The organism is Cytobacillus solani, from assembly GCF_001420595.1.
GTDB lineage: Bacteria > Bacillota > Bacilli > Bacillales > Cytobacillaceae > Cytobacillus > Cytobacillus solani.
In genome coordinates this window covers 409,207-433,472 of record NZ_LJIX01000006.1, presented here as the reverse complement: position 1 = coordinate 433,472, position 24,266 = coordinate 409,207, and the positions used below count along the sequence as shown (strand labels likewise).

General features: G+C 37.2%; 20 protein-coding genes. 8 read left to right on the top strand and 12 right to left on the bottom strand.

The genetic code is table 11. The features are described 5' to 3' along the window. The first annotated feature begins 5 nt into the window (after positions 1-5). Complete coding sequence (locus AN957_RS03965) at positions 6-695, top strand: universal stress protein (protein ID WP_053479191.1); 690 nt, start codon at positions 6-8, stop codon at positions 693-695. 55 nt (positions 696-750) lie between these two features. Here the strand turns inward: AN957_RS03965 and AN957_RS03960 are convergent, their stop codons facing one another. From AN957_RS03960 to AN957_RS03945, 4 genes are all read right to left on the bottom strand, one after another. Then, a complete protein-coding gene (locus AN957_RS03960) occupies positions 751-1,314 on the bottom strand; it encodes a tyrosine-type recombinase/integrase (RefSeq protein ID WP_056682434.1) in 564 nt (187 codons plus the stop codon). Positions 1,315-1,436: 122 nt separating this feature from the next. Then, entirely contained in the window at positions 1,437-2,276 is an 840-nt protein-coding gene (locus AN957_RS03955; RefSeq protein ID WP_056682431.1) for a CheR family methyltransferase, read from the bottom strand. Between the two features lie 47 nt (positions 2,277-2,323). After that, the gene (locus AN957_RS03950) at positions 2,324-5,110 is read right to left on the bottom strand and encodes a response regulator (RefSeq protein WP_056682428.1); all 2,787 of its coding nucleotides are present in this window, start codon (positions 5,108-5,110) and stop codon (positions 2,324-2,326) included. 174 nt (positions 5,111-5,284) lie between these two features. Continuing rightward, positions 5,285-7,987 (bottom strand): hypothetical protein, encoded by a 2,703-nt coding sequence (locus AN957_RS03945; RefSeq protein ID WP_056682425.1) that lies wholly within the window; start codon positions 7,985-7,987, stop codon positions 5,285-5,287. A gap of 366 nt (positions 7,988-8,353) precedes the next feature. On the opposite strand from AN957_RS03945, the gene AN957_RS03940 reads away from it, so the two are divergent. From AN957_RS03940 to AN957_RS03920, 5 genes are all read left to right on the top strand, one after another. After that, positions 8,354-10,012, top strand: coding sequence for a glutamine--tRNA ligase/YqeY domain fusion protein (locus tag AN957_RS03940; protein WP_056682422.1), 1,659 nt, complete (start codon positions 8,354-8,356; stop codon positions 10,010-10,012). Positions 10,013-10,051: 39 nt separating this feature from the next. Continuing rightward, positions 10,052-10,402: an ASCH domain-containing protein gene (locus tag AN957_RS03935; RefSeq protein ID WP_053479197.1), complete on the top strand. Its 351-nt coding sequence runs from the start codon at positions 10,052-10,054 to the stop codon at positions 10,400-10,402. Beyond that, a complete protein-coding gene (locus tag AN957_RS03930; RefSeq protein ID WP_056682419.1) occupies positions 10,402-10,842 on the top strand; it encodes a hypothetical protein in 441 nt (146 codons plus the stop codon). The genes AN957_RS03935 and AN957_RS03930 overlap by 1 nt, the downstream gene beginning before the upstream one ends. Before the next feature lie 175 nt (positions 10,843-11,017). Then, entirely contained in the window at positions 11,018-12,553 is a 1,536-nt protein-coding gene (locus AN957_RS03925) for a TerD family protein (protein ID WP_056682414.1), read from the top strand. Between the two features lie 134 nt (positions 12,554-12,687). Next, entirely contained in the window at positions 12,688-13,650 is a 963-nt protein-coding gene (locus tag AN957_RS03920) for a D-2-hydroxyacid dehydrogenase (RefSeq protein WP_056682412.1), read from the top strand. A gap of 21 nt (positions 13,651-13,671) precedes the next feature. Here AN957_RS03920 and AN957_RS03915 read toward each other — a convergent pair whose 3' ends face one another. From AN957_RS03915 to AN957_RS03885, 7 genes are all read right to left on the bottom strand, one after another. Then, positions 13,672-14,670: a Gfo/Idh/MocA family protein gene (locus tag AN957_RS03915; protein ID WP_056682409.1), complete on the bottom strand. Its 999-nt coding sequence runs from the start codon at positions 14,668-14,670 to the stop codon at positions 13,672-13,674. 173 nt (positions 14,671-14,843) lie between these two features. Next, on the bottom strand, positions 14,844-16,244 hold the full coding sequence (locus tag AN957_RS03910; RefSeq protein WP_056682406.1) for a M20/M25/M40 family metallo-hydrolase: 1,401 nt from the start codon (positions 16,242-16,244) through the stop codon (positions 14,844-14,846). 210 nt (positions 16,245-16,454) lie between these two features. Continuing rightward, positions 16,455-17,015: an FAD-dependent oxidoreductase gene (locus AN957_RS03905; protein ID WP_056682401.1), complete on the bottom strand. Its 561-nt coding sequence runs from the start codon at positions 17,013-17,015 to the stop codon at positions 16,455-16,457. A gap of 90 nt (positions 17,016-17,105) precedes the next feature. Next, positions 17,106-17,336, bottom strand: a complete 231-nt coding sequence (locus tag AN957_RS03900; protein WP_056682398.1) for an excisionase family DNA-binding protein — start codon at positions 17,334-17,336, stop codon at positions 17,106-17,108. A 136-nt stretch (positions 17,337-17,472) separates the two neighbouring features. Then, positions 17,473-18,645, bottom strand: a complete 1,173-nt coding sequence (locus AN957_RS03895) for a toxic anion resistance protein (RefSeq protein WP_053479205.1) — start codon at positions 18,643-18,645, stop codon at positions 17,473-17,475. Continuing rightward, a complete protein-coding gene (locus AN957_RS03890; RefSeq protein WP_053479322.1) occupies positions 18,642-19,298 on the bottom strand; it encodes a 5-bromo-4-chloroindolyl phosphate hydrolysis family protein in 657 nt (218 codons plus the stop codon). Before AN957_RS03890 ends, AN957_RS03895 begins: the two co-directional genes overlap by 4 nt. Before the next feature lie 548 nt (positions 19,299-19,846). Next, positions 19,847-20,992, bottom strand: coding sequence for a trans-sulfuration enzyme family protein (locus AN957_RS03885; RefSeq protein WP_056682395.1), 1,146 nt, complete (start codon positions 20,990-20,992; stop codon positions 19,847-19,849). Positions 20,993-21,200: 208 nt separating this feature from the next. On the opposite strand from AN957_RS03885, the gene AN957_RS03880 reads away from it, so the two are divergent. Beyond that, positions 21,201-21,581, top strand: a complete 381-nt coding sequence (locus tag AN957_RS03880) for an SET domain-containing protein (protein ID WP_056682392.1) — start codon at positions 21,201-21,203, stop codon at positions 21,579-21,581. 47 nt (positions 21,582-21,628) lie between these two features. Here the strand turns inward: AN957_RS03880 and AN957_RS03875 are convergent, their stop codons facing one another. Next, positions 21,629-23,155 carry a DHA2 family efflux MFS transporter permease subunit gene (locus AN957_RS03875; protein WP_056682389.1) on the bottom strand — a complete coding sequence of 509 codons (1,527 nt, stop codon included), beginning with the start codon at positions 23,153-23,155 and terminating at the stop codon, positions 21,629-21,631. A 190-nt stretch (positions 23,156-23,345) separates the two neighbouring features. On the opposite strand from AN957_RS03875, the gene AN957_RS03870 reads away from it, so the two are divergent. Further along, a complete protein-coding gene (locus AN957_RS03870; protein ID WP_053479210.1) occupies positions 23,346-24,239 on the top strand; it encodes a TetR/AcrR family transcriptional regulator in 894 nt (297 codons plus the stop codon). Positions 24,240-24,266: the final 27 nt, after the last annotated feature.

The following is a 24,266-nucleotide window of genomic DNA, read 5'->3' as shown; positions in this document are numbered from 1 at the left end:
ATTAAATGAAGAAATTCAAAGGGCGTATGGACGAAAGCATCCTCGTCTGCGTCTATTATGGGCCAAATGGTGAACGTCTCATTCAGCGTGGTTGTAATATAGCACATATGCTAGATTGTCCACTATATATCCTAACCGTTGATCGTTTGCCTTTTGATGAGCTGGATGCAGAAAAATCAGATTATATCACGAGATGGAAACAGCTAGCTGAGCAACATAATGCAGAGGAATTTATCCTAAAAGATAATGAAAAACGGCCGATTTCAAAAGTGATTGCAGAAATCGCAAGAGAGAAGAAAATAACTCAAATTATTTTAGGCCAGACAGCTCAGAGCCGATGGGAGCAAATTGCTAAGGGGTCCATTATTAACTCATTATTACGTGAAATTCCTTTCGTAGATTTACATCTCATTTCCGTTTCTCGTGCACTAAGAGACCATGAGGGGCAATTCGAAAAAGGGGTCCGTGCGTATCTGACGAGAGAAGGAGAAGTCTATCGTTTAAGTTTCAACTATACGAAAGATGTTGAATTTGAAGGAATATTCTTTAAGGACCATGGCACAGATTTTAATAATGGTGTATTTAAATTTATGAGAGATAAAGAAACACTGCAAGTAAATGTAACAGAAGACATCGTGAAGGAACTAAAGCATGTTCGAATGATTGAACCGCTGGACATAGATGATGAAGATTAATCATATGTGCTCTTCCACTTACACATTCGTAAGAGGAAGAGCCTTTTTATTGTATTTATAAGTTCACATCTACTTTTATTAACTGCTTTTCGTTCTTCTCAATTCCTATATAACGTAATGTTTCTGCTGGAGTATGATGATTATAGATCGCCATTAATATTGAAATAGCAATGCCCTTACGGTAAGCGTGATAGCCAAAGGTTTTTCTCAGCGTGTGTGTACCTATTTTCCCGCTAATCCCCACTTCTTTTGCAGCTTGATTAATAATTCGATAAGCCTGCTGACGTGTGATAGGCAGGTTATTTTTTTTAGATTTAAAAAGGTAATCACAATCTTGTAACTTTGAGTTTGCTAAATACTTATCTAAAGCCATTTTTACTTGATTATTAATGTAAAAGCCCTTCTTTTCTTCACTTTTTCCATCACTTATATAAAGGAATTCTTTCGCGCAGGTCCCATCCCAAACATCACAAACTTTTAGGGATAGTAAGTCATGTACTCTAATCCCAGTATTAATTCCTAATACAAATAACAATAGATCCCTTGATGATTGGTTTCGTAAATTCTTTTTTATGGCAAGAATTTTATTTATGTCTCTTATAGGATCGACATATTCCACCGTTATTCCTCCTACAGGTTAATGTTACATAATATTATTTTATCAAAATCTAAGTAACATTACAATTACCATGAATGGAACAAAAAAAAAAAATAGAGCATAATGAAACGCTCTATTTTTCCTTATCTAATTGCAATATATTTTAGTTCTTTTTTTTGGAAGATCTTTTCTTTCATATTAAAGTCTTCAAAAAAATTCGCTTCTGTGCGAATCGATTCCTTACTTCCTAATCCGAGAAATCCATTCGCACTTAAACTTTCATTAAATAAATCAAGGACATGTGACTGCAGTTTAACATTAAAATAGATTAAGACATTCCGGCAGATGATAACATGAAATTCATTAAATGAGCGATCAGTCACTAAATTATGTTGGGCGAAAACAACCTTTTCCAGCAAATTAGGGTTTAAATAGGCATACTCACAATCAGCTGTATAGTATTCTGAAAAGGATTGCTTTCCCCCAGCTAGCATGTAGTTTTTGGTATATGTCTGCATTTTTTGAAGTGGAATGATTCCTTGTTCTGCTTTTGAAAGGACTTTTTCATTCATGTCCGTTGCATAAATTTTTGCTCGGTCTCTAAGCCCTTCCTCCTCCAATAAAATAGCCATGGAAAAGACTTCCTCCCCAGTAGAACAGCCCGCATGCCATATACGGATTTCTGGCAGCTCCTTTAAATAAGGAACGACCTCCTTGCGCAAGGCATTAAAGAAGGACGGATCCCTAAACATCTCAGTCACATTGATCGAGAAATCACCCAATATTTTATTCAAATATGCTTCATCATGAATGACCCTTTCTGTCAGACTAGCAATATTTGACAGTCTCTCTTGATTTAAACGGTTTTGAACTCTTCTCATAATAGAAGATTTCATATATTGTCTGAAATCATAGCCTGAAAGCCGAAATATGGCTAATAAAAGCAATTCAAGCTCTAATTCTTCCTTATTTATTCTTGGCATTCTTAAGCATCACTACTCCATAAAAATCGTTTCCTTTAATACAGTAACTATGACAGCCACACCCTCATCACAGATAATAGCTGTTCGAGGTTCAACGGCTTACTGATGTAATCAGAAGCACCTGATTCAATGCACTTGCGGCGATCACTTTTCATTGCTTTTGCGGTTAAAGCGATGATTGGTACCTCCTGATGTATCTCCATTCCACGAATGCGTTTCATAGTTTCATACCCATCCATGATTGGCATCATAATATCCATTAACACGATGTCAATTTTGTTTGCTTCTTCTATTATTTTTAAACATTCCATTCCATTTTCAGCCGTTTTGACATTCATCCCCTCCTTTTCGAGAGCATTTTTAGCCGCAAAAATATTACGATGGTCATCATCAACAACAAGGACTGTTTTTCCTTTTAAAACAGTTGAATTCTCATCAAAAGATTCCACTGATTCCACTGGCTGGTAATCCATCATTTGTTCAGTAAGCAGTTCATCTGCTATGGCAGAGGCAGCCTCCTCTTTCACTTTATTTTCCTCTATTGCTGACAGCCCTTCCGGCAAGCTAGGGATAAGTAAAGTGAAGCTGCTTCCTGCCCCTTCTTTGCTTTGTACTTTACATACCCCGCCTAGAAGCTGAGCAAACTCTTTTGTGATAGATAATCCAAGCCCTGTACCCCCATATTTTCTCATGGTGGCTCCATCCACTTGCTGGAAAGCTTCGAAAATTTCCTCATGTTTCTCTTCTGGAATACCAATTCCAGTATCAGAAACAACTACTTTTAGCCATGTATCTGCCTCTTTTCCAAGAGATAATTCAAGATATTCTTGCCTTTTTACTTCTTCTACTGAAACAGAAACAGAGCCTTTCTCAGTAAATTTAAAGGCATTTGAAAGCAGATTTTTAATAATTTGCTGTAAGCGCTGTTCATCTGTAAAAACAGAATGTGGTGCATTATCGATTACATTGACAGTAAAATCAAGATTTTTTTGCTTAGCGAATGGCATGAAGTGACGATTTATTCGTTCGGCAAATTCGTTAATGTTCACCTCTTCAAAATGAATATCAAGTTTCCCTACCTCAACCTTTGACAGATCCAATATATCATTAATTAAATTTAGCAGGTCCTGACCCGATGAATGGATGACCTTGGCAAATTCAATCTGCTCTTCGTTCAAGCCATGGTCTGGATCTTCTGTCATCATTTCAGAAAGTAATAAAATGCTATTTAATGGTGTCCGAAGCTCATGGGACATATTTGCTAGAAACTCAGATTTATATTTCGAACTTTGCAGAAGTTCACGTGCCTTTTCTTCTAAACTCTCCTTTGCTGCTTGAAGTTCTTCTGATTTAAGCTCAGCATCCTTCGTTCGCTCTTCTAATTGCTCATTGATCATGCGCAGTTCCTCTGCTTGTGTCTGCATTTCCTCTGATTGTGATTGTAATTCCTCTGATTGAGTTTGCAGCTCCTCCGATTGCATTTGCAATTCTTCTGTCTTTGCCTGTGACTCTTGAAGCAGACAGGCAATCTCCATTCTTCCAAGAATATTTGTTATTGCTATCCCAAGGGTTCCAAGCACTTCTTCCAATAGCTTTACCTGTGTAGATGTAAAGGCTTGTAAGCTAGCTAGTTCAATAACAGCTAACACCTCATCCTTTAGCAATATAGGTGCCATTAATATACTTTTTGGTTTGATTGTCCCCAGCCCTGTTGAAATCACCTGATAATCGTCAGGGACCTCATTTAAGAAAAATACTTTTCCATCAATTGCACACTGCCCAACAAGTCCTTCTCCTTCGAAAAAATAGTCTCTTCCTGCCTGGTTATTCACATCTGCTGCATAGGAAGCAATTTTACGGAAAATAGGCTTTTTCCCTTCTTCCTTCAAATAAAAACCACCAAGTTTCGCTTCAAGCACATCCGCTAATTTGTTTATTAATTCTTCTGCAAGCCCTTCAATTGTTACATGATGACTATAAAGATGAACAATGCTAGACGAATGAGTTGTTACCCAGTTTTGTTCAGTAATCTCCAATGTATACTGCATTTCCTTTGCACTATAAGTTTCCAACGAAGCTGCCATTGAATTAAATGCGGACGCAATTTCACCTATTTCATCTTTTGTATTTACATCTAACCTCGGGATCCTTGTTAAATTTGTAAAATCGATTTTCTTTATTCCTTTTGTTATCGAATGAATATTTCTGCTTGTGCTTCTAATTAACCAAAGAGTCACTATAATGATTAATATAAGTGCAACTGCAACAGCAGAGATGAGTACAATCACGAGCGTACTATATGTATTTGTGGCATTTTTCAATGATTCTTCCATTAACGATTCTTGATAATCTTTAAACTGGTCTAAATGAGACAATAGCTCATCCCGATTTTCTCGTTCATTATCATACAAAGACTTAAGATTATTAGTTTCCCCATTCTTTAACTCTATAAGGAATTGCTTCTCCATCTCATAATACGAACGATAGGCTGATTCAATTGTGTCTACATTCCTTTTTCCTTTTTTAGTATTTACTGATTCCTGAATATCCATGAGTCTCGATTGAATACTAGCGTGGTTAGTTTTCAAAGACTCGGAAAAAATAGGAGTATCAATTTCTTCATTATCTACAACAATTCTTAGAAGCTGACGATCGGCTTGATCAAATAATTGCCTAATTTCCGTTACCTGCTTCACTTTAAAATATCGGTCTTGGACAATTTCTATCATATTCGATCTCATCAAATTGGCCATGAATAGGATCACAAACATTAATAGAACCATACAAAAGACCGTTAAGCCCAATGCAAGAAATTGCTTCTTTTTAAAGCTCACTTATTTTCTCCTCCTCCCTGCTAAAAATAACATTCTTATTCAAATCCATTAGAATGCATTTTAGAAGGCTGTCATAAATCCCGGTGATATTTTTCAGATTTAAGGCGGAAGATAGATTACTTCCGCCGGCTCATATGGATTCAATAAAGTTTATGTCTGTTTCATAGAAATAACTTACTGATACTGATGAAGTGATTCGCCAGCTTTTGTCATCCATTCAAATTGTCGAAGTTTCAGCTGGAATAATGTTAGCGGATCTCGATAGGTTTCCGGATTCATTCTCATTTCCCTTAATGACTCTTTATTCCATTCTATTTCTTTACTTGCTTCATCTAAAGCATCATTTAATACGGAAAATGGATGATCAAAAAACATGTGTATATCTCGATCTAACGCCTTTTCGAATAGTTCAAACGGCTGAGTCAGCAGATTTGAAATCGTAACAGATACACTGCTATAATCCTCATTTTCGATATATTGCTTATACTTATTAAGAATTAAAGCCTTATTTTGAGGTATGGCGTTAAATAGTTTGCCTGCACTTTTTAATAAAAATTGGGATGGAGTAAAACGCAGAAGTATATTCATTTTTTCTAGCTGAACCGATCCTCTGGTCATCCTATCAGCATCCCGCCGCCAATCATCCAATAATTTAAAGTCACAGTCCAGCTTGATTTTCTCATCGCCATAAAGGTCATTGAAGCCTGCACACATTTCATTTAGAAAACTTTGACTCTGGTCAAACTCGGTCTTTGCTTCAGCAATCCAACTTTGAAATGCATAATGAATGTTTGGGAGTATATTTTCATCCATATAATTCTGAACTCTTTCATTCATTTCCTCATTTAGTTTGATATGAATTTTTCCAAAGTCACAGTCCTCTGTAATAAGCTCCGAGCATTCTCGCAGTAAGTTGGGAATTTCCTCTGTTACTTCTAATTTCATATCATCTACCATTTTTCGAAAAGCTCTTTTTATTGTTCGGATCTTCTCTTCTTCCAGATCACTTAATTGATTCGTTGCCCCTTTAAGCTTCGTTACCATCTCTTCATTCCATTTAATCGCATCAATAAAGCTATTTTCCATTTCAACGCGTCTTTCTAACAGATACTTAATTGTTTTACGGATATAATGATGTACTTTAGATGTACGTTCCTCTTCTAGATTTCGATTATTTTTTATTTCAGCTATAAAATTCGAGAGACCATTCAACTCAAAATCAGCAGTGGAGTTAGCAAGAATCCTTACTTTCGGGAAATACGTATGCACTTGTGCAGAAACTTGGTCAATTACCTCTTGATCGTTGTTATTGACTAAAAAATGGATAGGCAGATTTGGTGCCTTCTCTCGAATTTTCAACGCTGCCTCGAGCTCTTTCTCTGAAAAAAGTTCATCTGAATCAAGAATAAATAATAAGCTATCTGCAAGCTGCAAGTATTGAAATACTCCATTCCTGAACTTGTACTCTCCAGTCATCCTAGGTGTATTAATAATTGTAATTTCATTGTCACACAAAAAAGACATCGGCTGCTTATATTGGATAATTGCTTGCGGGTGAACGGAATGCTCTGAGAGATTAGCAAATTCTCTAAATTCTTCATCAGATATTTCCATTATTTCAGGTGTATCACTATTCTTGTAAATAGCTGGGATGGAAGATATCTCATGCATTGGATTACTGCCAATAGTTGATTGAATAAAATTCGATTTATTTCGATCATCTGTGCTAGCTAAAAGAATATGATGTGTATTCAAATCCAGCAGCTCTTTCACCATCCAGCCAAAACGTTTTCCTAATTCGATCCCATTCTTCTTTGCCCAATGTACAATAGATTCAAATAGAAGATACCCTTCTTCAAGACTATCTCCACTCCCTGCAGTTCTCTTTAATAAACTTTCTGCTTTATTGATGATTTCCGGTTCTATCCCTGAAGTGAAAATTTCACTCCATGCCAGTGTGGAAGCAGCTGCAAACAAAGTATGAGGTGAGTCAGCCAGTTTCAGCCAATTCGTTAGGTGATTCGGGATAAGGTGTGATAATTCTTTGATTAAATACTTGCCATCGATTAATTCAATATACGTATTTTGATAGAGTTCAGATAACTCACGCCATATATGTGCCTTGCTCCCGTCTTTATGCAGAAGAATATGATTAATCTCTTTAAGCCAAGAAAAATAAAACTCACCTTTCTTATAACACTTCCAAAATGACACGGTTAGTGCCTCAAACTTCATTAAATCAACTTTATATAGTGTATGAAGAACCTCATTGAAATCATTTGGCGGCATTTTCATCATTTTGCCTTGTTCAACATATGTGTGGAGAATATCGTACCACTGTAGATTCCCCGTGCGAACAGATTCATTTACCGCAAGCTCCACTGCATTATTCCAATCTTGGTACTCCTCGAAAAAGGATCGAGCAATCTCTGTTACTTCCGAGTAGTCAGGATTTAAGGTTACTGCATCTTTAATCACTTCAACAGCCCGTTCAAGCTTTCCCTGCTCTATGTATAAAGAAAACAGCTGTAGAAGTACTTCTGTTTTTAATACGTCTGAATCGGTATGAATGGATTGATAAATATCCTCCGCAGTTGAAAGCAGTTCAAGCTCAAAATAGGCATCAGCCATATTTTTCTTTGCCCATGGCTCTAGTTCATTACTTATATTCTCCCATTTAAAAATAGCCGCTTCATAATCCCGGTGATGGAAATAAACTTCTCCTTGCGAGAAGCGAATATAGGATAAATCAGATAACTCCTTCTTCTGTTCCTCCATATAAAGATCTCCGAGATGTTTCATTGAATGCAAATCCTCATTTTCGGCGATCAACGTATGGTAAAATACTTTATTATTTAGCTTCTCATCTATTGTCATCATGTTTCCCCCACGAACATTATTTTGAAATATAAACAATTTCAACAGAAAAAGCTGAAGGGTCAAGACCACGATTCAACAAATTTCTTCAACTCTTTCTTGTATTCTAACAAATTATCTATAATATTTTGATTACATTATTGTATTCCATTGTAACAATTTTAATAATAGGAAAAAATTCATGTGCTTTTCTATCTAATTATCCGCTTTTAAATAATTTGAAACAGGCTTTTAGAAAGAATTTCGTCAGCATGCAGAGTTTTTTGTCACATTCTTCCGGTGCCCGTCATTGTCCCTGATTGATTTACCTATAAGAAATCAGTAAAATAAAGAAAAAGTATATATTATAGAAAGGCTGATACAGGTTTGGAAAATAATTCATCCAATTTTATTAAAAATATTATGATTGAAGATTTGGAGACTGGAAAGCATAAAGAAATTATTACCCGCTTTCCTCCTGAGCCGAATGGATACCTTCATATCGGTCATGCCAAATCGATTATTATTAACTTCGGTCTTGCAGATGATTTTGAAGGAAAAACAAATTTACGCTTCGATGATACGAATCCATTAAAGGAAGACCAAGAATATGTAGATTCTATTAAAGAAGACGTTAAATGGCTTGGTTATGAATGGGATGAGCTGCGCTTTGCATCTGATTATTTTGAAGAAATGTATAACCGCGCGGTCCTTTTAATCAAAAAAGGAAAAGCATATGTTGATGAATTATCTCAAGAAGAGATCCGTGAATATCGCGGCACACTCACAGAACCTGGAAAAGACAGCCCTTATCGCAATCGTACAATTGAAGAAAATCTTGATTTATTTGAGCGTATGCGCAATGGTGAATTTGAAAACGGCAGTAAAGTTTTGCGGGCAAAGATTGATATGGCCTCACCAAATTTAAACATGCGTGATCCAGTTATTTACCGCGTAGCACATGCTATCCATCACAATACAGGTGATAAGTGGTGCATTTATCCAATGTATGCTTTTGCCCATCCGCTTGAAGATGCAATTGAAAATGTAACACATTCGATTTGTACCACTGAATTTGAAGATCAGCGCCCGTTATACAACTGGGTCGTTGAGGAATGTGAAATGGAAAGCAAGCCACAGCAAATTGAATTTGGACGCCTGAACATTACAAATACTGTAATGAGCAAACGTAAACTGAAAAAGCTTGTAGACGAAGGCTTTGTCGATGGCTGGGATGATCCACGCATGCCAACGATTTCTGGTTTAAGAAGAAAAGGCTTCACACCAGGAGCCATTCGGGAGTTTGTTAAAGCAACAGGCGTTTCAAAAGGCTATGGAGCAGTCGATGAGGCAATGCTTGAGCATTTTGTCAGAGAAGACTTAAAGCTTGAAGTACCGCGTACAATGGGTGTGCTTAATCCATTAAAAGTAGTCATTACAAATTATCCGGAAGATAAAGTTGAAATGCTTGATGCTGAAATCAACCCTGAAAATCTTGAAATGGGTTCTCGCCAAATCCCATTCTCAAGAGAGATTTATATTGAACAGGATGACTTCATGGAAGATCCGCCTAAAAAATACTTCCGACTCTTCCCAGGGAACGAAGTGCGGCTAAAGCATGCGTACTTCATTAAATGCAATGACGTCATTAAAGATGAAAACGGAAAAGTCGTTGAGATTCACTGCACATATGACCCTGAAACAAAGAGCGGGTCAGGCTTTACAGGCCGAAAAGTAAAAGGAACGATCCATTGGGTAGATGCAAAAAATGCCGTTCCCGCAGAGTTTCGCCTGTATGAACCGTTAATCCTTGATGCAGAAATGAACGAAGAAATTCCTGAGGAAAAAACATTCCTTGACTACGTCAATGCTAACTCACTTGAAATTGTTCAAGGGTTTGTAGAGCCTAATATGAAGGATGTTAAGCCGCAGGACAAATTCCAATTTTTCCGTCATGGTTATTTTAACGTTGATCCGAAGCATTCTACTTCTAAGAAAACGGTATTCAACCGGATTGTTTCATTAAAAAGCTCATTTAAATTATAATAACATCTATGCAATGGGAAGAAAAAAGGAGGAATTCAGGTGACAAATCAACATAATAATCAAGAGCTGCCGCCAAAAACATGTACAATCGATAAATTAGTAACGGTTCCTGAAGATATTGAAAAAGTGCTTACAGGCAAAAAAACGGCTACACGCCGAAATGGACGCTATGCGGACATCGGTGAAATTATGACTCTTAAAGGAAAAGGCTTTATCGTTGAAAATGTTTATTCTCAAGCACTTGGTGAGTTAACGGATGAACATGCTAAGCAAGAAGGCTACGAAAATGTAGAGGAGTATAAAGAATCAATTCTTTCTTTCCACCCTGGTATGCCATGGCTGCCGCAAATGAGGGTATGGGTGCATGAATTCCGTCCAGTTTCGGAGTAATGGATACACTTTACCGATTTATTGTTTTCCTTCATGTTGGTAGTGCGGTTTTCTCAATTGGACCTTTCATTATATTAATTCCAATTGTAAAAAAACTGCGTGCTGCCGATGTAAATGTTCAACAAGCCTATATCGATATCATTCGATTTTCTGTCAGACTCGTTAAACATGCTGGACATGTCTTAGTTGGTAGCGGTGTGTTACTGATTGCAATGGGCCCATGGACATGGAAAACACCATGGATTATTGCAACCTTAATCGTGATGTTCGGTTCTATATTTTTCTTGGCTCGTGCGTATACACCTACACTTCGTGTTTTTTTAGAGCCTAAACAAAACCAGCACGCATTAGTCAAAAAACTTTCATGGTCAAGCTGGCTCTATCTCATCCTTCTCATGATCATGCTTTGGTTCATGGTTGCAAAGCCAGCTCTTTGGTAAAAAATGATTATAATGGTCAGTCTCATGATGAGACTGACCATTTTTGTAAGGGATATTATTTTCTTTTTAGTAGACTAGTGAACTATAATAAACATATGAAATGACGAATTAGTTGAAACTTTTTACACATATAAACGTTAAATAACTAACTGCATTATTTTAAGGAGTGAATGTTGTGGGGGTTACTTTACGCAAAGGGCAAAAGGTAGATTTAACGAAGACCAATCCAGGTTTGGAAATGGTTGTTGTCGGATTAGGATGGGATGTTAGCGGAAGCCATTCAAATTATGACTTAGATGCTTCTGCATTTTTAGTAGGTCCTTCCGGAAAGGTTCAAAGTGATCTGGATTTCGTCTTCTATAATAATCCATCTGGCGGAAACGGATCAATTATTTACAGCGGCGATAACAGAACAGGTGCTGGTGCAAGCGATGATGAGCAAATCAAAATTGAACTGAATAAAGTTCCACCTTCCATTCACCGCATCGCCTTCACGATTACGATCCACGATGCCCAGGCAAAAGGGCAAAGCTTCGGACATGTTTCGAATGCCTATGTAAGAATATTTAACGCTTTTACTAATGAAGAATTAATTCGCTTTGATCTTGGTCGTGAATTTACGGTAGAGACGGCCATAGTTGCAGCTGAGCTTTACCGCCATAATGGCGAATGGAAATTTAATGCCATTGCAAGTGGATTCCAAGGGGGTTTAGCAGCACTATGCCGTAATTTCGGTGTAACGGTTGACGATGAGCCATCCGTACAGCCTGCCTTTCAATCAGAATACCAGCAGCAAAACAGTCCATCCTTTGGCAGCACACAAGCTTTTAATACTCAGCAAAACTCAACATACAATCAACCAAGCTATGGGCAGTCGACTCAGCAGCAAAGTACATTCAATCAACCTGTTTTTGGACAAAATGGACAATACAATTCTCCTTATAATCAGCCTGGGTTTGGTCAAGCTGGACAATCTAATTCGTCCTATAATCAGCCTTCTTATGGACAATCCGGCTACACATCAACGACTAACCAGTCTACATATGGACAGACTAACTCCTCCTCTCATGCTTATGGAGGTGACAATATCAATTGTATACGCTGTGGGTCTTCCAATGTTAGAACTGGAGAAAAGGGCTTCGGACTTGGAAAAGCAGCGATTGGCGGACTTATTCTAGGTCCAGTGGGACTATTAGGCGGATTTATTGGGAAAAACCAATTAAAGTTCACTTGTAACAACTGTAACCATACCTGGTCACCCAACCAAACCGATTATGCTCAATGGGCGAATCAGCAAAAAAGAAGGGCTCAAGAGCTATTTACCCGCTATAAGAGTCAAGACGTTATGGATGCAGTAGTAGCTGCCTGTGCACTTGTAGCACTTGCTGATGGCAGACTTGATCAAACTGAGCGTCAAAAAATGATTGAATTTGTCAACCAGAGCGAGGAATTAAGAGTATTTGATACAAACAAAGTTATACAACAATTTAATTTATTTGTGCAAAAAATTGAAAGAGATTCTATTATTGGTCGAGCCGAAGCATTCAAAGCATTAGGACGTATTCGATCAAAGCCGGAAATTGCTAGATTGGTTGCACGCTATTGTATTGCTATCGGTTATGCAGACGGCCATTTTGACCCAAGCGAGAAACAAATCGTTACTGAAATTTGTATGGAACTTGGCTTAAATCCGCATGAATTTTTGTCATAACTCGGAAAACGTAAGCGGCTTGCGCTAGACAGTTCTCAAATTCGAAAAACCTTATATTAATTCTGTGAAAAGAGGTCGATCCTTACTGGATCCTCCTCTTTTTGCAATAATATATTATATATGGAGGGATTGGGATGCAAAATAGAAAGCTAGTGATTACTCAAAACCTTGATCAAAGTCTCATAGAAAAAATAAAAGTCATCATCCCTGACTGGGATCTTGTTATTGGAAAAGAAAAAAGCATCTGGTCCGAGCACTTGAATGAGGCGGAAGTTATTGTTAGCTGGAAGAAGGAAATGGAAGGAATGTTATCCGGGCACCAGTCTAAACTATGCTGGCTGCAAGCTTGGTCAGCTGGAGTGAATAGCTTGCCATTGCAAGAATTAGAAGCTAAAAATATTCTTACAACCTCAGCAAATGGTGTACATGCTTATCCAATCTCAGAAACCATCTTCGCCCTTATGCTTGCTTTAACTCGTAAAATCCATACATATGTAAAAAATCAACAAACAAAAAAATGGGATCATGCTGGCTTAAATCTTGAATTACACGGGAAAACCATTGCGATTTTAGGAATTGGCGCCATCGGCAAAGAAACAGCGAAGATAGCCAAGGCATTTGGGATGAAAGTCATTGGCTTTCGACATTCGGGAAAACCTGAAGAATATGTAGATATCATGTATACACTCCAGCATTTAAATGAAGTGCTGTCACAATGTGACTATGTCGTGGTCACACTTCCTTATACAAAGGAAACCCATCATCTATTTGGAACAGAGCAATTTAACATGATGAAGCCTTCTTCTTTCTTCATTAATATAGGCAGAGGAAGCATCGTGGTAGAACCTGATCTTATTAAGGCCTTACAAGATGGGGAAATCTCAGGAGCAGGTCTTGATGTATTTGAAAAGGAGCCTTTGGACGAAGGAAGCCCATTATGGGAGCTTGAAAATGTCATTATTACTCCACACACATCCGGGTCAACAGAACATTATACGAAACGTGTAATAGAAGATATATTCATTCCGAATTTGAAAAGCTATATACAAAGGGAAACTCCTGCGATTAATTTAGTTGATTATAAAAAAGGATATTAATGTACCTAAGCCTTGCCGAATTTAGCAAGGCTTTCTATTATTATCTGCCGAAAAAATAAGACCCATTTCTTCCCTTGCGGCGTCTAATATAGCTGCTGTCACATAGGAGTTCCGATGGGTATTAATAGAGGACTCTTTTTTTCCTTGCTTAATTAAATCAACAAAAGCCCTTGCTTCATCATACATCCCATCCCCTTCCTGCATAGTAGAAATAACTTCTTTTTTTCCATCCCGATAACGAATTTCTACATGTCCAGGTGCTGCAATATGATCAATGATCATCGTTCCCTCCTCCCCTTGTATTTCTGAAGGCAAGTTGGAATCTGTAATTTTTGAGTGCATAATAACTGCCTCCATTTCATCATACTTTACAAGAAGGCTTCCCTCTCCATCAACTCCAGAGTCAAGCATGAAACAAGTTGCCTTGACTTCCTTTGGCTCACCAAACAAGACAACCATTGGGTAGATGCAATAAACCCCTAAATCCATTAATGACCCGTTAGAGAAAACAGGGTTAAATGCATTCAAAACGGTACCAGCCTTATAAGTGTCATATCTAGAGGAATACTGACAATAGCTTGCTGCATACCTGCGGATTTTGCCAAGCTTATACAGATTCTCCTTAATAAGAGTAAAATTAGGAAGGAAGGTTGTTCTCATTGCTTCCATCAGCAGTACATCATTCCTTTTGGCTGCTTCAATCATTTTCTCTACTTCTGCTGCATTTGAAGCGAATGGCTTCTCACACAATACATGCTTGCCATGATTTAACAAGGTAATCGCCTGACCTGCATGGAATGAATTCGGACTGGCAATATAGACAGCATCCAGCACCTCACTTATAGCCATTTCTTCAATAGATGTAAATGTATGATGAACCTGATACTTTTCAGCAAATTCACGTGCTCGATCTGAAGTCCTTGAATAAACAGCAGTTAATGAAAAGTCATTCATTTCCTTTACCGCCTGTAAAAATCGATCAGTAATCCAATTCGTTCCTATTACTCCAAAGCGTATCATTTCTTTGCCTCCATTCAGCTATCGGATGAGCAATCTGTATGCATTCCTTATATTCATTAGTTTAGGTACTTTTTCTGTTTTTAAGGCATTAATCTAATAAATTTTGTAATTTCATTCATTTTTATCTATGACAACAAAAACAGCACCCCGCTAAGGAGGCACTGCTAAATAAATCATCTAATATTTTGCTCATGGTAAGCTTGTTTATCTGCCTTAATCTTTTTTGCCTTTTTCGTCTTTGGTCCCATATTATTAAATCGTGCTTGTTCATAAACAGCCGTTCCTACGATTTCAGCCACATCCTCTAGCTTTTCTTTGCTAATTTTATCTATGGTATCTTCTGGTGTATGATACCAAGGCTCCGATGGACTATGAATGAATAATGCGGCAGGGATTCCAGCTTCTGCAAATGGAACATGGTCGCTTCTTCCACCCTGTGAATATGGAGTTGGTTCTCCGTTTAATCTCGTACTAGATGCCTGTGCAAGCTCAGTGACAAGGTTCGGCTGACCATCTAGAGTGGCCATAATTAAATCACCAGCATCCTTGCTTCCTACCATATCAAGATTAAAGTTTGCAATGATACGATTTTTTTCATCATCTGAAAGGTTTGCAACATAGTGTGTTGAGCCAATCAAGCCTAATTCTTCAGCACCAAATGTAATGAAGCGAATTTCGGAATCAGTCGGTAAATCTTTAAATACACGAGCCAGTTCAAGTGTCATAGCAGTTCCGGAAGCATCATCATTCGCTCCAGGTGCACCGGCTACTGAATCGTGATGAGATCCTACTACGATCACATTATTTGTATCCTTCTTTTTATTAGTTGGTTTTTTCGTTGCGATTACATTATGAGAAACACTTTCCCCCGTTCTTGCACCTTCAATCTTTAAAGTTGCTGTGTGTGTTTCCCCATTACTTAAGGAAGCGGCAAGGGCATCCCCCTCTGCTTTCGATAAAGACGCAGCAGGAACATATTGATCATTTGCCTCTCCAAGCGTACCGTTCATGGCGCCTGAAGCATTATTGAAAATCAAAACGCCTGATGCACCTTTATTAGCGGCATTTAACACTTTTTCAGCAAATGAAATATCCCCGCGTTTAATCAAAGCTATTTTCCCAGTAAGATCCAAACCTTCTAAGTCACTTGCTGTACCTAATCCAGCGTATACAAGTTCACCTGATACCTCTCCACTCACTGTATAAGTAAAGGAACCTGGATTTAGCTGTCCATCATAACCGTTTACATCCAGCTCAATTGTATGAGGAGGAGTATAACCATAGAAAGTAAATGGCTGCAAATCTACTTCATACCCATAGGATTCGAACTGCTCTTTGATAAACTTAACAGCCTTATCTTCTGCTTCCGTACCTGCAACCCTAGGAGTCTTCGATAAATATTCAATATTCTTATAAATATTTTCTACATTAAGCTTGTTAATCACCTTATGATCAAATACTTTAACAGGCTGATTTTGAGCAATTTCTGCCGGCTTTGCGAAAACTGCCTGTGAACCGACTGCACCAAATGCTAGTGTACTGGCTAGAACAATTGTTAATACTGGCTTTTTCATATAGTTCCTCCTAATAGATTAATAGATTCTACTTAAGATATTATAATATTTAAATAATTCAAATAAGAGTACTAAATACTAAGTTTAGCTAGTCATAAACTTCTAGTTACAAATAAATATGAACCTTACAGTCCATTAATCATAGGCAAGAACACATAAAAAAAACCAGTCTCTACCAAATTGGTATGATACCGGTTTTGAGCAAATTATTTATTTCATTATGTCATGGTCAACATATCGCTCACCATTTAATTCACTGATTACGTTAATCGCTACTCTTGCGCCATCGCCAGCTGTAATGATTGTATGCATACTTACACCAGCAACTGTGCCTGCTCCCCAGATACCTTCGATATTTGTCTTCCCATTGGCATCCAAGTCTAAGATCGTCTTAATACGCGGCTCTGTACCAGGCTTTGTATGTAAACCAATTTTTTCTGCTAGATCTGTCAGCATCCCAGTTGCAAAGATAACATGCTTCGATTCAAATGATTGATCACCCGTATGAATCGTGAAGCCAGATTCAGTTTTCTCGATATTTTCCACGGTTGCTTTTTTAAGCTCTGCGCCAAATTTAGCTGCCTGTTTTTTACCTGTCTCAACTAACTCAGGGCCAGTAATCTCCATTACTCCATAATGGTTTTCTACCCATGCACGCTTTGTAACACTTTTATCACTATCAATAACCAATACTTTTTTTCCTGCTTTTGCAGCAAATAATGCAGCACTTGCCCCTGTAGGACCAGCCCCAATAATTGTAATATCAAACATGTTCGTTCCCCCTTTGAATATTTTCTATTTATAGACTATATCAAATAATTTTAATTGTAAAACAATGTGTTTTAGAAGACGCAATTACCTTTAATCTTCATCCTTCACATCTACATCTTCTGGAATTGGTTCATTTAGGATTTCTTCTACAATTTCCTTATATTTTTCGACTTGCCGTAAATGAGTAGTAAATTGATCTTTATTGATTAAATATTGCTGTCCATCAAAAATTGCACGAATTCGTTTTTGTTGAACTAGGCCTTCAATATATGATTCTGGATAAGAGAGATACTCTGCTGTTTCTTTAATTGTCAAATACATAGTGAATCATCCTTTTTTAAAAGTATATGAGTCATTATAACAGAAGAAAATAATTCTTATCGGCAGCCTAAAGCAGAAGAGCACGTATGAATCAAATGTTTGATTCATACGTGCTTCTTCAAGGTACTACTTATTGTCATCCTTTAATTTCTATTAGCTTTTGCCTTAAATCACTTTCCATTGCTGCCAGTTCATTTTCAGCAAGACGGCGTTTATGACGGCCTTCCTCTTGAATTTTCAGCGTTTCCTCTAAGGTGGAGATCAGGCTTTCCTGTGTTTTCTTCAATGTTTCAATATCCACAAGCCCTCGCTCATTTTCTCTCGCTGTTTCAATGGTATTCGTTTTAAGCATTTCAGCATTCTTTAGAAGCAGTTCATTCGTCGTTTTAGATACTTGTTTTTGTGCCTCTACTGCATGACGCTGCCTGATTAGAGTTAGCGCAATCGCAACTTGATTCTTCCAAAGCGGAATCGCGGTCATAATCGATGATTGAATTTTTTCAACGAGCGCTTGGTTCGTATTTTGAATCAGGCGAATTTGCGGAGCGCTTTGGATAGTTACCTCTCGGCTTAATTTTAAATCATATAAACGTTTATCTAATCGATCAGCAAATTGGATCATATCATTTACTTCTTGAAACTTCATCTGGTCATTTGAGCTTTCTGCAGCTTTCTTCAGCTCTGGAATTGTTTTTTGATGTAATTCCTCAAGCTTAATTTCTCCTGCTGCAATATACACATTCAAAGCGTGAAAGTACTCTTTATTATTTTCATAGAGTTTTTCAAGCATGACAACATCTGATAATAGAATATTTTTGCTGCGTTCCAGCTTCACACTAATACGGTCGATTTGTGCCCCTGTTTTTTGATATTTGGAAAGAGTTTCTTGGATGGAACTCGATAACTTTCCAAACATCTTAGCAAAGAAGGATGGCGGCTGTGCATGTAATTCATCAGGATTGACCTCATTAAACTTTTGCATTAATTCACTAATTATTTCCCCTACTTCTCCAATATCCTTCTTCTGGACATGCTCTAACATCGTATGAGAAAAGGTTAATAGCTTCGATTGTGCAGGTGTCCCATACGAAATCATTGCCTGGTGGTTTTTCGGATCAATTTGTTCAGCAAGCTGATAAGCCTTTATTCTGTTTTCCTCTGGAATGACATCAATAAGCTTAACAGGCTTTTCCTCCTTGGTTTGCATACTCGGAAGTTCCTGTTTTTCACCAAACGGATTGGAAAGAAGATCATCCATTAAATTTGCCTGACTTGTATTTTTCAACAGGGATGGATTGTTTTCACTCATTTTAATCGCCTGCTTTCATTAAGATTTCGGGAATCTTTTATCGTTTTAATTGAATGCTTTGCCACATCGATTTCGAAATTCAGGTGATCAATATCATCTGAAATGACTTGATACAAATCTTCCTCTACTAATGAAGATAACTGTTCCAATGTCTTACGTGTCTCATATAAAGACTGATCTAACTCATATGTTTTCTTTGGCTGAGCAGATAAGAATACATATTTCTCAGATAGCTCCACCGCCGAATCCAAATGAGAAAAATAAAATTGTTCCGCCTTGTAAAATCGCTTTGGCTCTTTTTTGGTTAGACTGTATATTTTTCGTGTTGTCCGGGTAAAATCCACTCTCTGCTTAAGTGAGGGAATATGGCGAATAGAAAGCAGCGATTTATGCAATCGATTAATTTTCCCTTTCGCTTCATCTAAATTTTTCTTAATATACTGGTATTCTTTCCTTGTTAATTGATGCTTTTTCAAAAAGCGTTTCTTTAGAACCAGTCCACTTATCAAATAAGTGAGATACCCAGCTCCTAGAGAAATAGCACCCGATAGTAAAAACGTTTGATCGAATGCGAAAAAACTTAATAACCAAACAATAAAGGTCGTAGGGATGCTTAGTAACATTCGCACAATAAAGACTAAGAACTGATTCATCACACAATCGACTCCTGACATTTAATCCTTATTATTTATACGTATGAACGAAATCAAAGTTTCAGCTTAAAAATAAAAACAATTCCATCCTTACCAATAAGGATACATGATATACACAATCCCTTCCATAGACCACAACCTTAAATCCAACTAAGACTTAAGACGTATTTAAAAGTGTTCGCGATTGCCTTGCACCACTAGCGGACATTCAATCTTAATCAAGATAAAAGTGGCTTTCCTATTTACACTTTAGTAATAAATGTTATATTGCAAATCAATACAATTTATCATGTAGGATACCGGAATTACAGAACTAACAAACACAACCACTGTATTTAATGATGTTTTACAAAATAGCATGGATAATAAAGAAATGAGCCAGAATACAGAAATGGATATTCAGTTATTGTCTAATCTTCTAATAGAAATTAATGAGGCTGTTTCAACTGAGGAATTAAGGACAACAATTTCAAATTTTTAAAGCATATGGCAAAGCCTCGATAAAGCAGGTTATCGAGACTTTTTAATAAATTTTATGAAAGATTATTTTAATTCAAAACAGAACGATGAATTGCCTCTTCAAAAGTATGAATAATATCATCCACATGCTCAATCCCCACTGAGATTCGGACAACTTCTTCTGTGATCCCTAAGGCTTTACTTGCCTCCGGCGGCAACGCACGATGAGAAGTAGTGAGCGGATGAGAAACCGTTGTTTCTACCCCAGCTAATGTAGGAACAATTTTTATCCAGGAAAGTGATTTGAAAAATTGATGGATGTCCACATTCTTTGCAAGTTCAATTGATACCATCGCGCCGTATCCTAATTCCAGCTCATTAAACGGATAATAAACTTTAGCAACATTCGAGTTTCCTAAAAATGCCTCAGCTAGCTTCCTGGCATTGAATGATTGTGATTTCATGCGCAGTGCAAGTGTTTTTAATCCCCGGCATGTTAGCCATGCCTCAAACGGACTTACATTTGTCCCAAGATTCACTACCTTTGCCCGCGCTAATCTAACTAAGTCTTCCCTTCCAACAACCACACCTGATGTCACATCGCTATGGCCTCCAATATACTTCGTTGCGCTATGGATAACTAAATCAACACCTAATAGATAAGGATTACAATGAAACGGTGTAGCAAAAGTATTATCAACAAGTGTGTGAAGATTGCGTTTTTTTGCAAGATCAATAACCGCTTCTAAATTCTCCACTCTTAGCAGCGGATTTGTAATTGATTCTGTATACAAAAGCTTTGTATTCGGTTTTATCGAATCTTCAACCTTGGAAAGGTTAGAAAAAGCAACAAAGGTTGTTTCAATGCCAAGCTGACTTAATTCCTCTTTTAGCAGATGAAAGCTTCCGCCATATACATCATCAGCTGCTATAATATGATCCCCGCTTTTCACTACAGCAAGCACCCCTGCTAAAATAGCAGATAAGCCTGATGAAGTTGCAACGCCTGCTGGTGCACCTTCAATCGCTGCAACCGCCTGACCCAGTTCATCCGGATTCGGGTTCCCTGTACGAGAGTATAAGTAATTCCCTTCTCCTTGATAAAACCCTTCTAAATCATCTAAATTATCAAAAGTAAATGCAGATGTTTGATAGATCGGTGTAATCTTGCTTTTAATCGGCTTTTTTTCCTTCTTAACACTATGTAATAACATTGTTTCAAACTTTTTCTCCATTACACTCACCTTCCTTTTTAGATGCCTGCCACCACTCGAGATGGATAAAACCTTTAATCAAACGTTTGATTAATGTTTCTATTATAAGCCCATGGGCATACATTTTCATTAATGATAAATGTTTATTTCAAAAAAATAGTTGCTTTCCTCATAACCAACTGGCATGCTTAAGAGACTTTAAAGTAAAAGAAAAGCAGGTGGCATAACTATGATTGAAATCAAAACGTCCACACTCAGTGATGGAGAATTTAATAGAGGCGTATTTGCAACGCGTGATATAGCAAAGGGCGAGCTTATACATGAAGCACCCGTAATTGCATATCCAAACAAAGAGCATGAATTTATCGAGAAAACGATACTTGCTGATTACGCATTCGAGTATGGCAAAAATCATAGCGCCATTCTTCTTGGGTATGGAATGCTATTTAACCATTCATACCAGCCGAATGCCACTTATGATATTAACTTTGATAACCATACATTTGACTTCTTTGCCTACACAGACATAAAAGCAGGAGAAGAAATCCTGATAAATTACAATGGAGATGTCGATGATATGGATCCGTTATGGTTTAATAAAGAACAATAAAAAGAAGGGACATTCATATATCGAATGTCCCTTCTTTTCTTCTTATATTAATTCTCCGCTAATTTTGTAGTAACTTTTTCTTCTGTTTTTTTCACCATCGGGTCTTCCGCTTGTTTTGCCCGCTTTATAAACAAGGCAAGAACAATGGCAACAGCTGCAATACCTGTTGCAACTAAGAATGCATCATTAATCCCTTCCAGCATCGCTTTCATCGCAATTTGCTGTTTCATTTCTGCTAAAACAGCTTCTGTTGGTTGTGCAGTTAGATTTTTCATCGCATCTTCAGCAATTTCAGTTGCATATGTTTCTGTGCGAGTTGACATAACAGTAACTAACAATGCAGTACCAATCGCTCCTGCTACCTGGTTTAGCGTATTGTTCATCGCAGTACCGTGTGGATAGAATCGAGCAGGCAATTGATTTAATCCGTTTGTTGAAACTGGCATCATAACCATTGACATTCCAAACATCCGTACAGAGTTTAAGATAACTAAATAAGTATACGTCGTTTCATCTGTTAATTGGCTAAAGAAGTACGTTGTTACTGTCATAATGATCAGTCCAGTAACAGCAAGAATACGTCCGCCGAATTTATCAAATAGTTTCCCTGTAATTGGTGACATGAAGGCCATGACAAGTGCTCCTGGAAGCATCATTAGACCTGCATCCATTGGGGAAATTCCACGAATCGTTTGAACATAAATGGGAATTAATAGCATACCAGCAAACATAGCCATATTTACAATCATCGTAATCGATGAGGATAATGCAAACATTGGATATTTATAAACCTTGAAGTTAAGCATTGGACGATCCATTTTCAACTGACGTAAAATGAACCACACAAGAGAAATCACACCCACGGCAATTGTTCCATAGACATAAGGACTATCCCATCCCTTGCTGCCTGCAGAGCTAAATCCGTATAAAATTCCGCCAAAACCGATACTTGATAATAATAATGAGAATATATCTAGACGGATATTAACTTTTTCCTTTTTATCTTTAAGTAAGAAAAAGCCAATTAAAATTACAATAATGGCAATTGGCGTAACAAAGTGGAAAAGCATTCTCCAGTCATAATGTTCAATAATCCATCCGGATAATGTTGGTCCAATTGCAGGTGCAGCCATTAAAATTAAACCGAACACACCCATTGCTGCTCCCCTTTTTTCAACTGGGAAGCTTACAAGCATAACATTCATTAAAAGAGGCATCATGATGGCAGAACCTGAAGCCTGAAGCATCCGACCTGCTAATAATAGAGGAAATGAATGTGCGATCCCAGCCACAAGCGTACCTATTGTAAATAAGCACATAGCTACTAAGAATAGACGACGTACAGAATATTTTTCAATTAAGAAAGCTGTTGCTGGAATTAGGATTCCGTTTACAAGCATAAAGCCGGTCGTCAACCATTGTACTGTTGATGCATCAACTTCTAAATCAGCCATAATTGAAGGCAATGCTACATTTAATAACGTATTGTTCAAAAAAGCAATAAAAGCACCAATCATCAGGACAGCTAATATCCCATACGGTGGACGATCAGTCTTTTCTATGGAATGGTCCATGTTGTTTTTTCCTCCTATATACATTAAGTTCATTATTTTGTACTGATGTTTCACATAAGGTATATCATAAACTATGAGTTCAATTTATGCAATTAAAAAATACCTTGATATTTATGTGTTTGTGTTAACCTTAGAAATAATATACTATTAATTTTATACAGGTAGTTCAACAATTATTAAAGGTGATTATATGAACGCTAGGAAAAAGCATGTGATAAAAATGGCTCACCAATTATTTATCGACAAAGGCTTTCAGGCAACTTCCATTCAAGACATATTAGAATATAGCGGCATTTCTAAAGGAACATTTTATAATTATTTTTCGTCTAAAAACGAATTATTAATCGCCCTTTTCAATACAATCTATAAAGATTTAGAAAAGGAACGGAATGAATTATTGATTGGCCAGGATCCTTCTAATATTGAAATCTTTATTAAGCAAATTGAATTACAGTTGAAAACAAATCGAACAAGCAAATTAATATCTCTTTTCGAAGAGGTTTTCGTTTCAAATGATGAAGACCTTAAGCAATTCATTAAGCGTGGCCATTTTCGAATTCTTCACTGGCTATTCTATCGGTTCATTGATCTCTTTGGAGAAGAAAAAAGACCCTATTTATTAGACTGCTCGATCATGTTCATGGGGATTCTTCAGCATAACCTTAAATATGACGCCTTGGCAAACCAATCGCATGCCAGTATTCATAAAGTAGTTCGATATAGTGTAGATCGCATCGTGAAGATAGTTGATGAAGTAGCAGAAGCTAGTGATCAGTTAGTTCGTCCGGAGCTAATTGAGAGCTGGGTTCCTGTTTGCAAGAAACTGGATCGATCTTTTCAGCAAAATCTTTATCATACGGTATTAGCTTTAAAAAAGACGCTTAACCATAATGAAGATAACTCACAGCATATTGAGTTATTAGATTTTATTCAAGAAGAGTTGCTCCACTCAAAGAGCCCACGGAAATTTCTAGTAGATAGTGCGTTATTATCTTTGAAGACAAATAAATTAATTCTTGGAAAAATTGAATTTCAAAAGATTGAACAGCTTGTTTCTGACTTTTTTGCGCAAATAGAAGAATAACATATTAAAAATTTAGGAGCCAGTTTT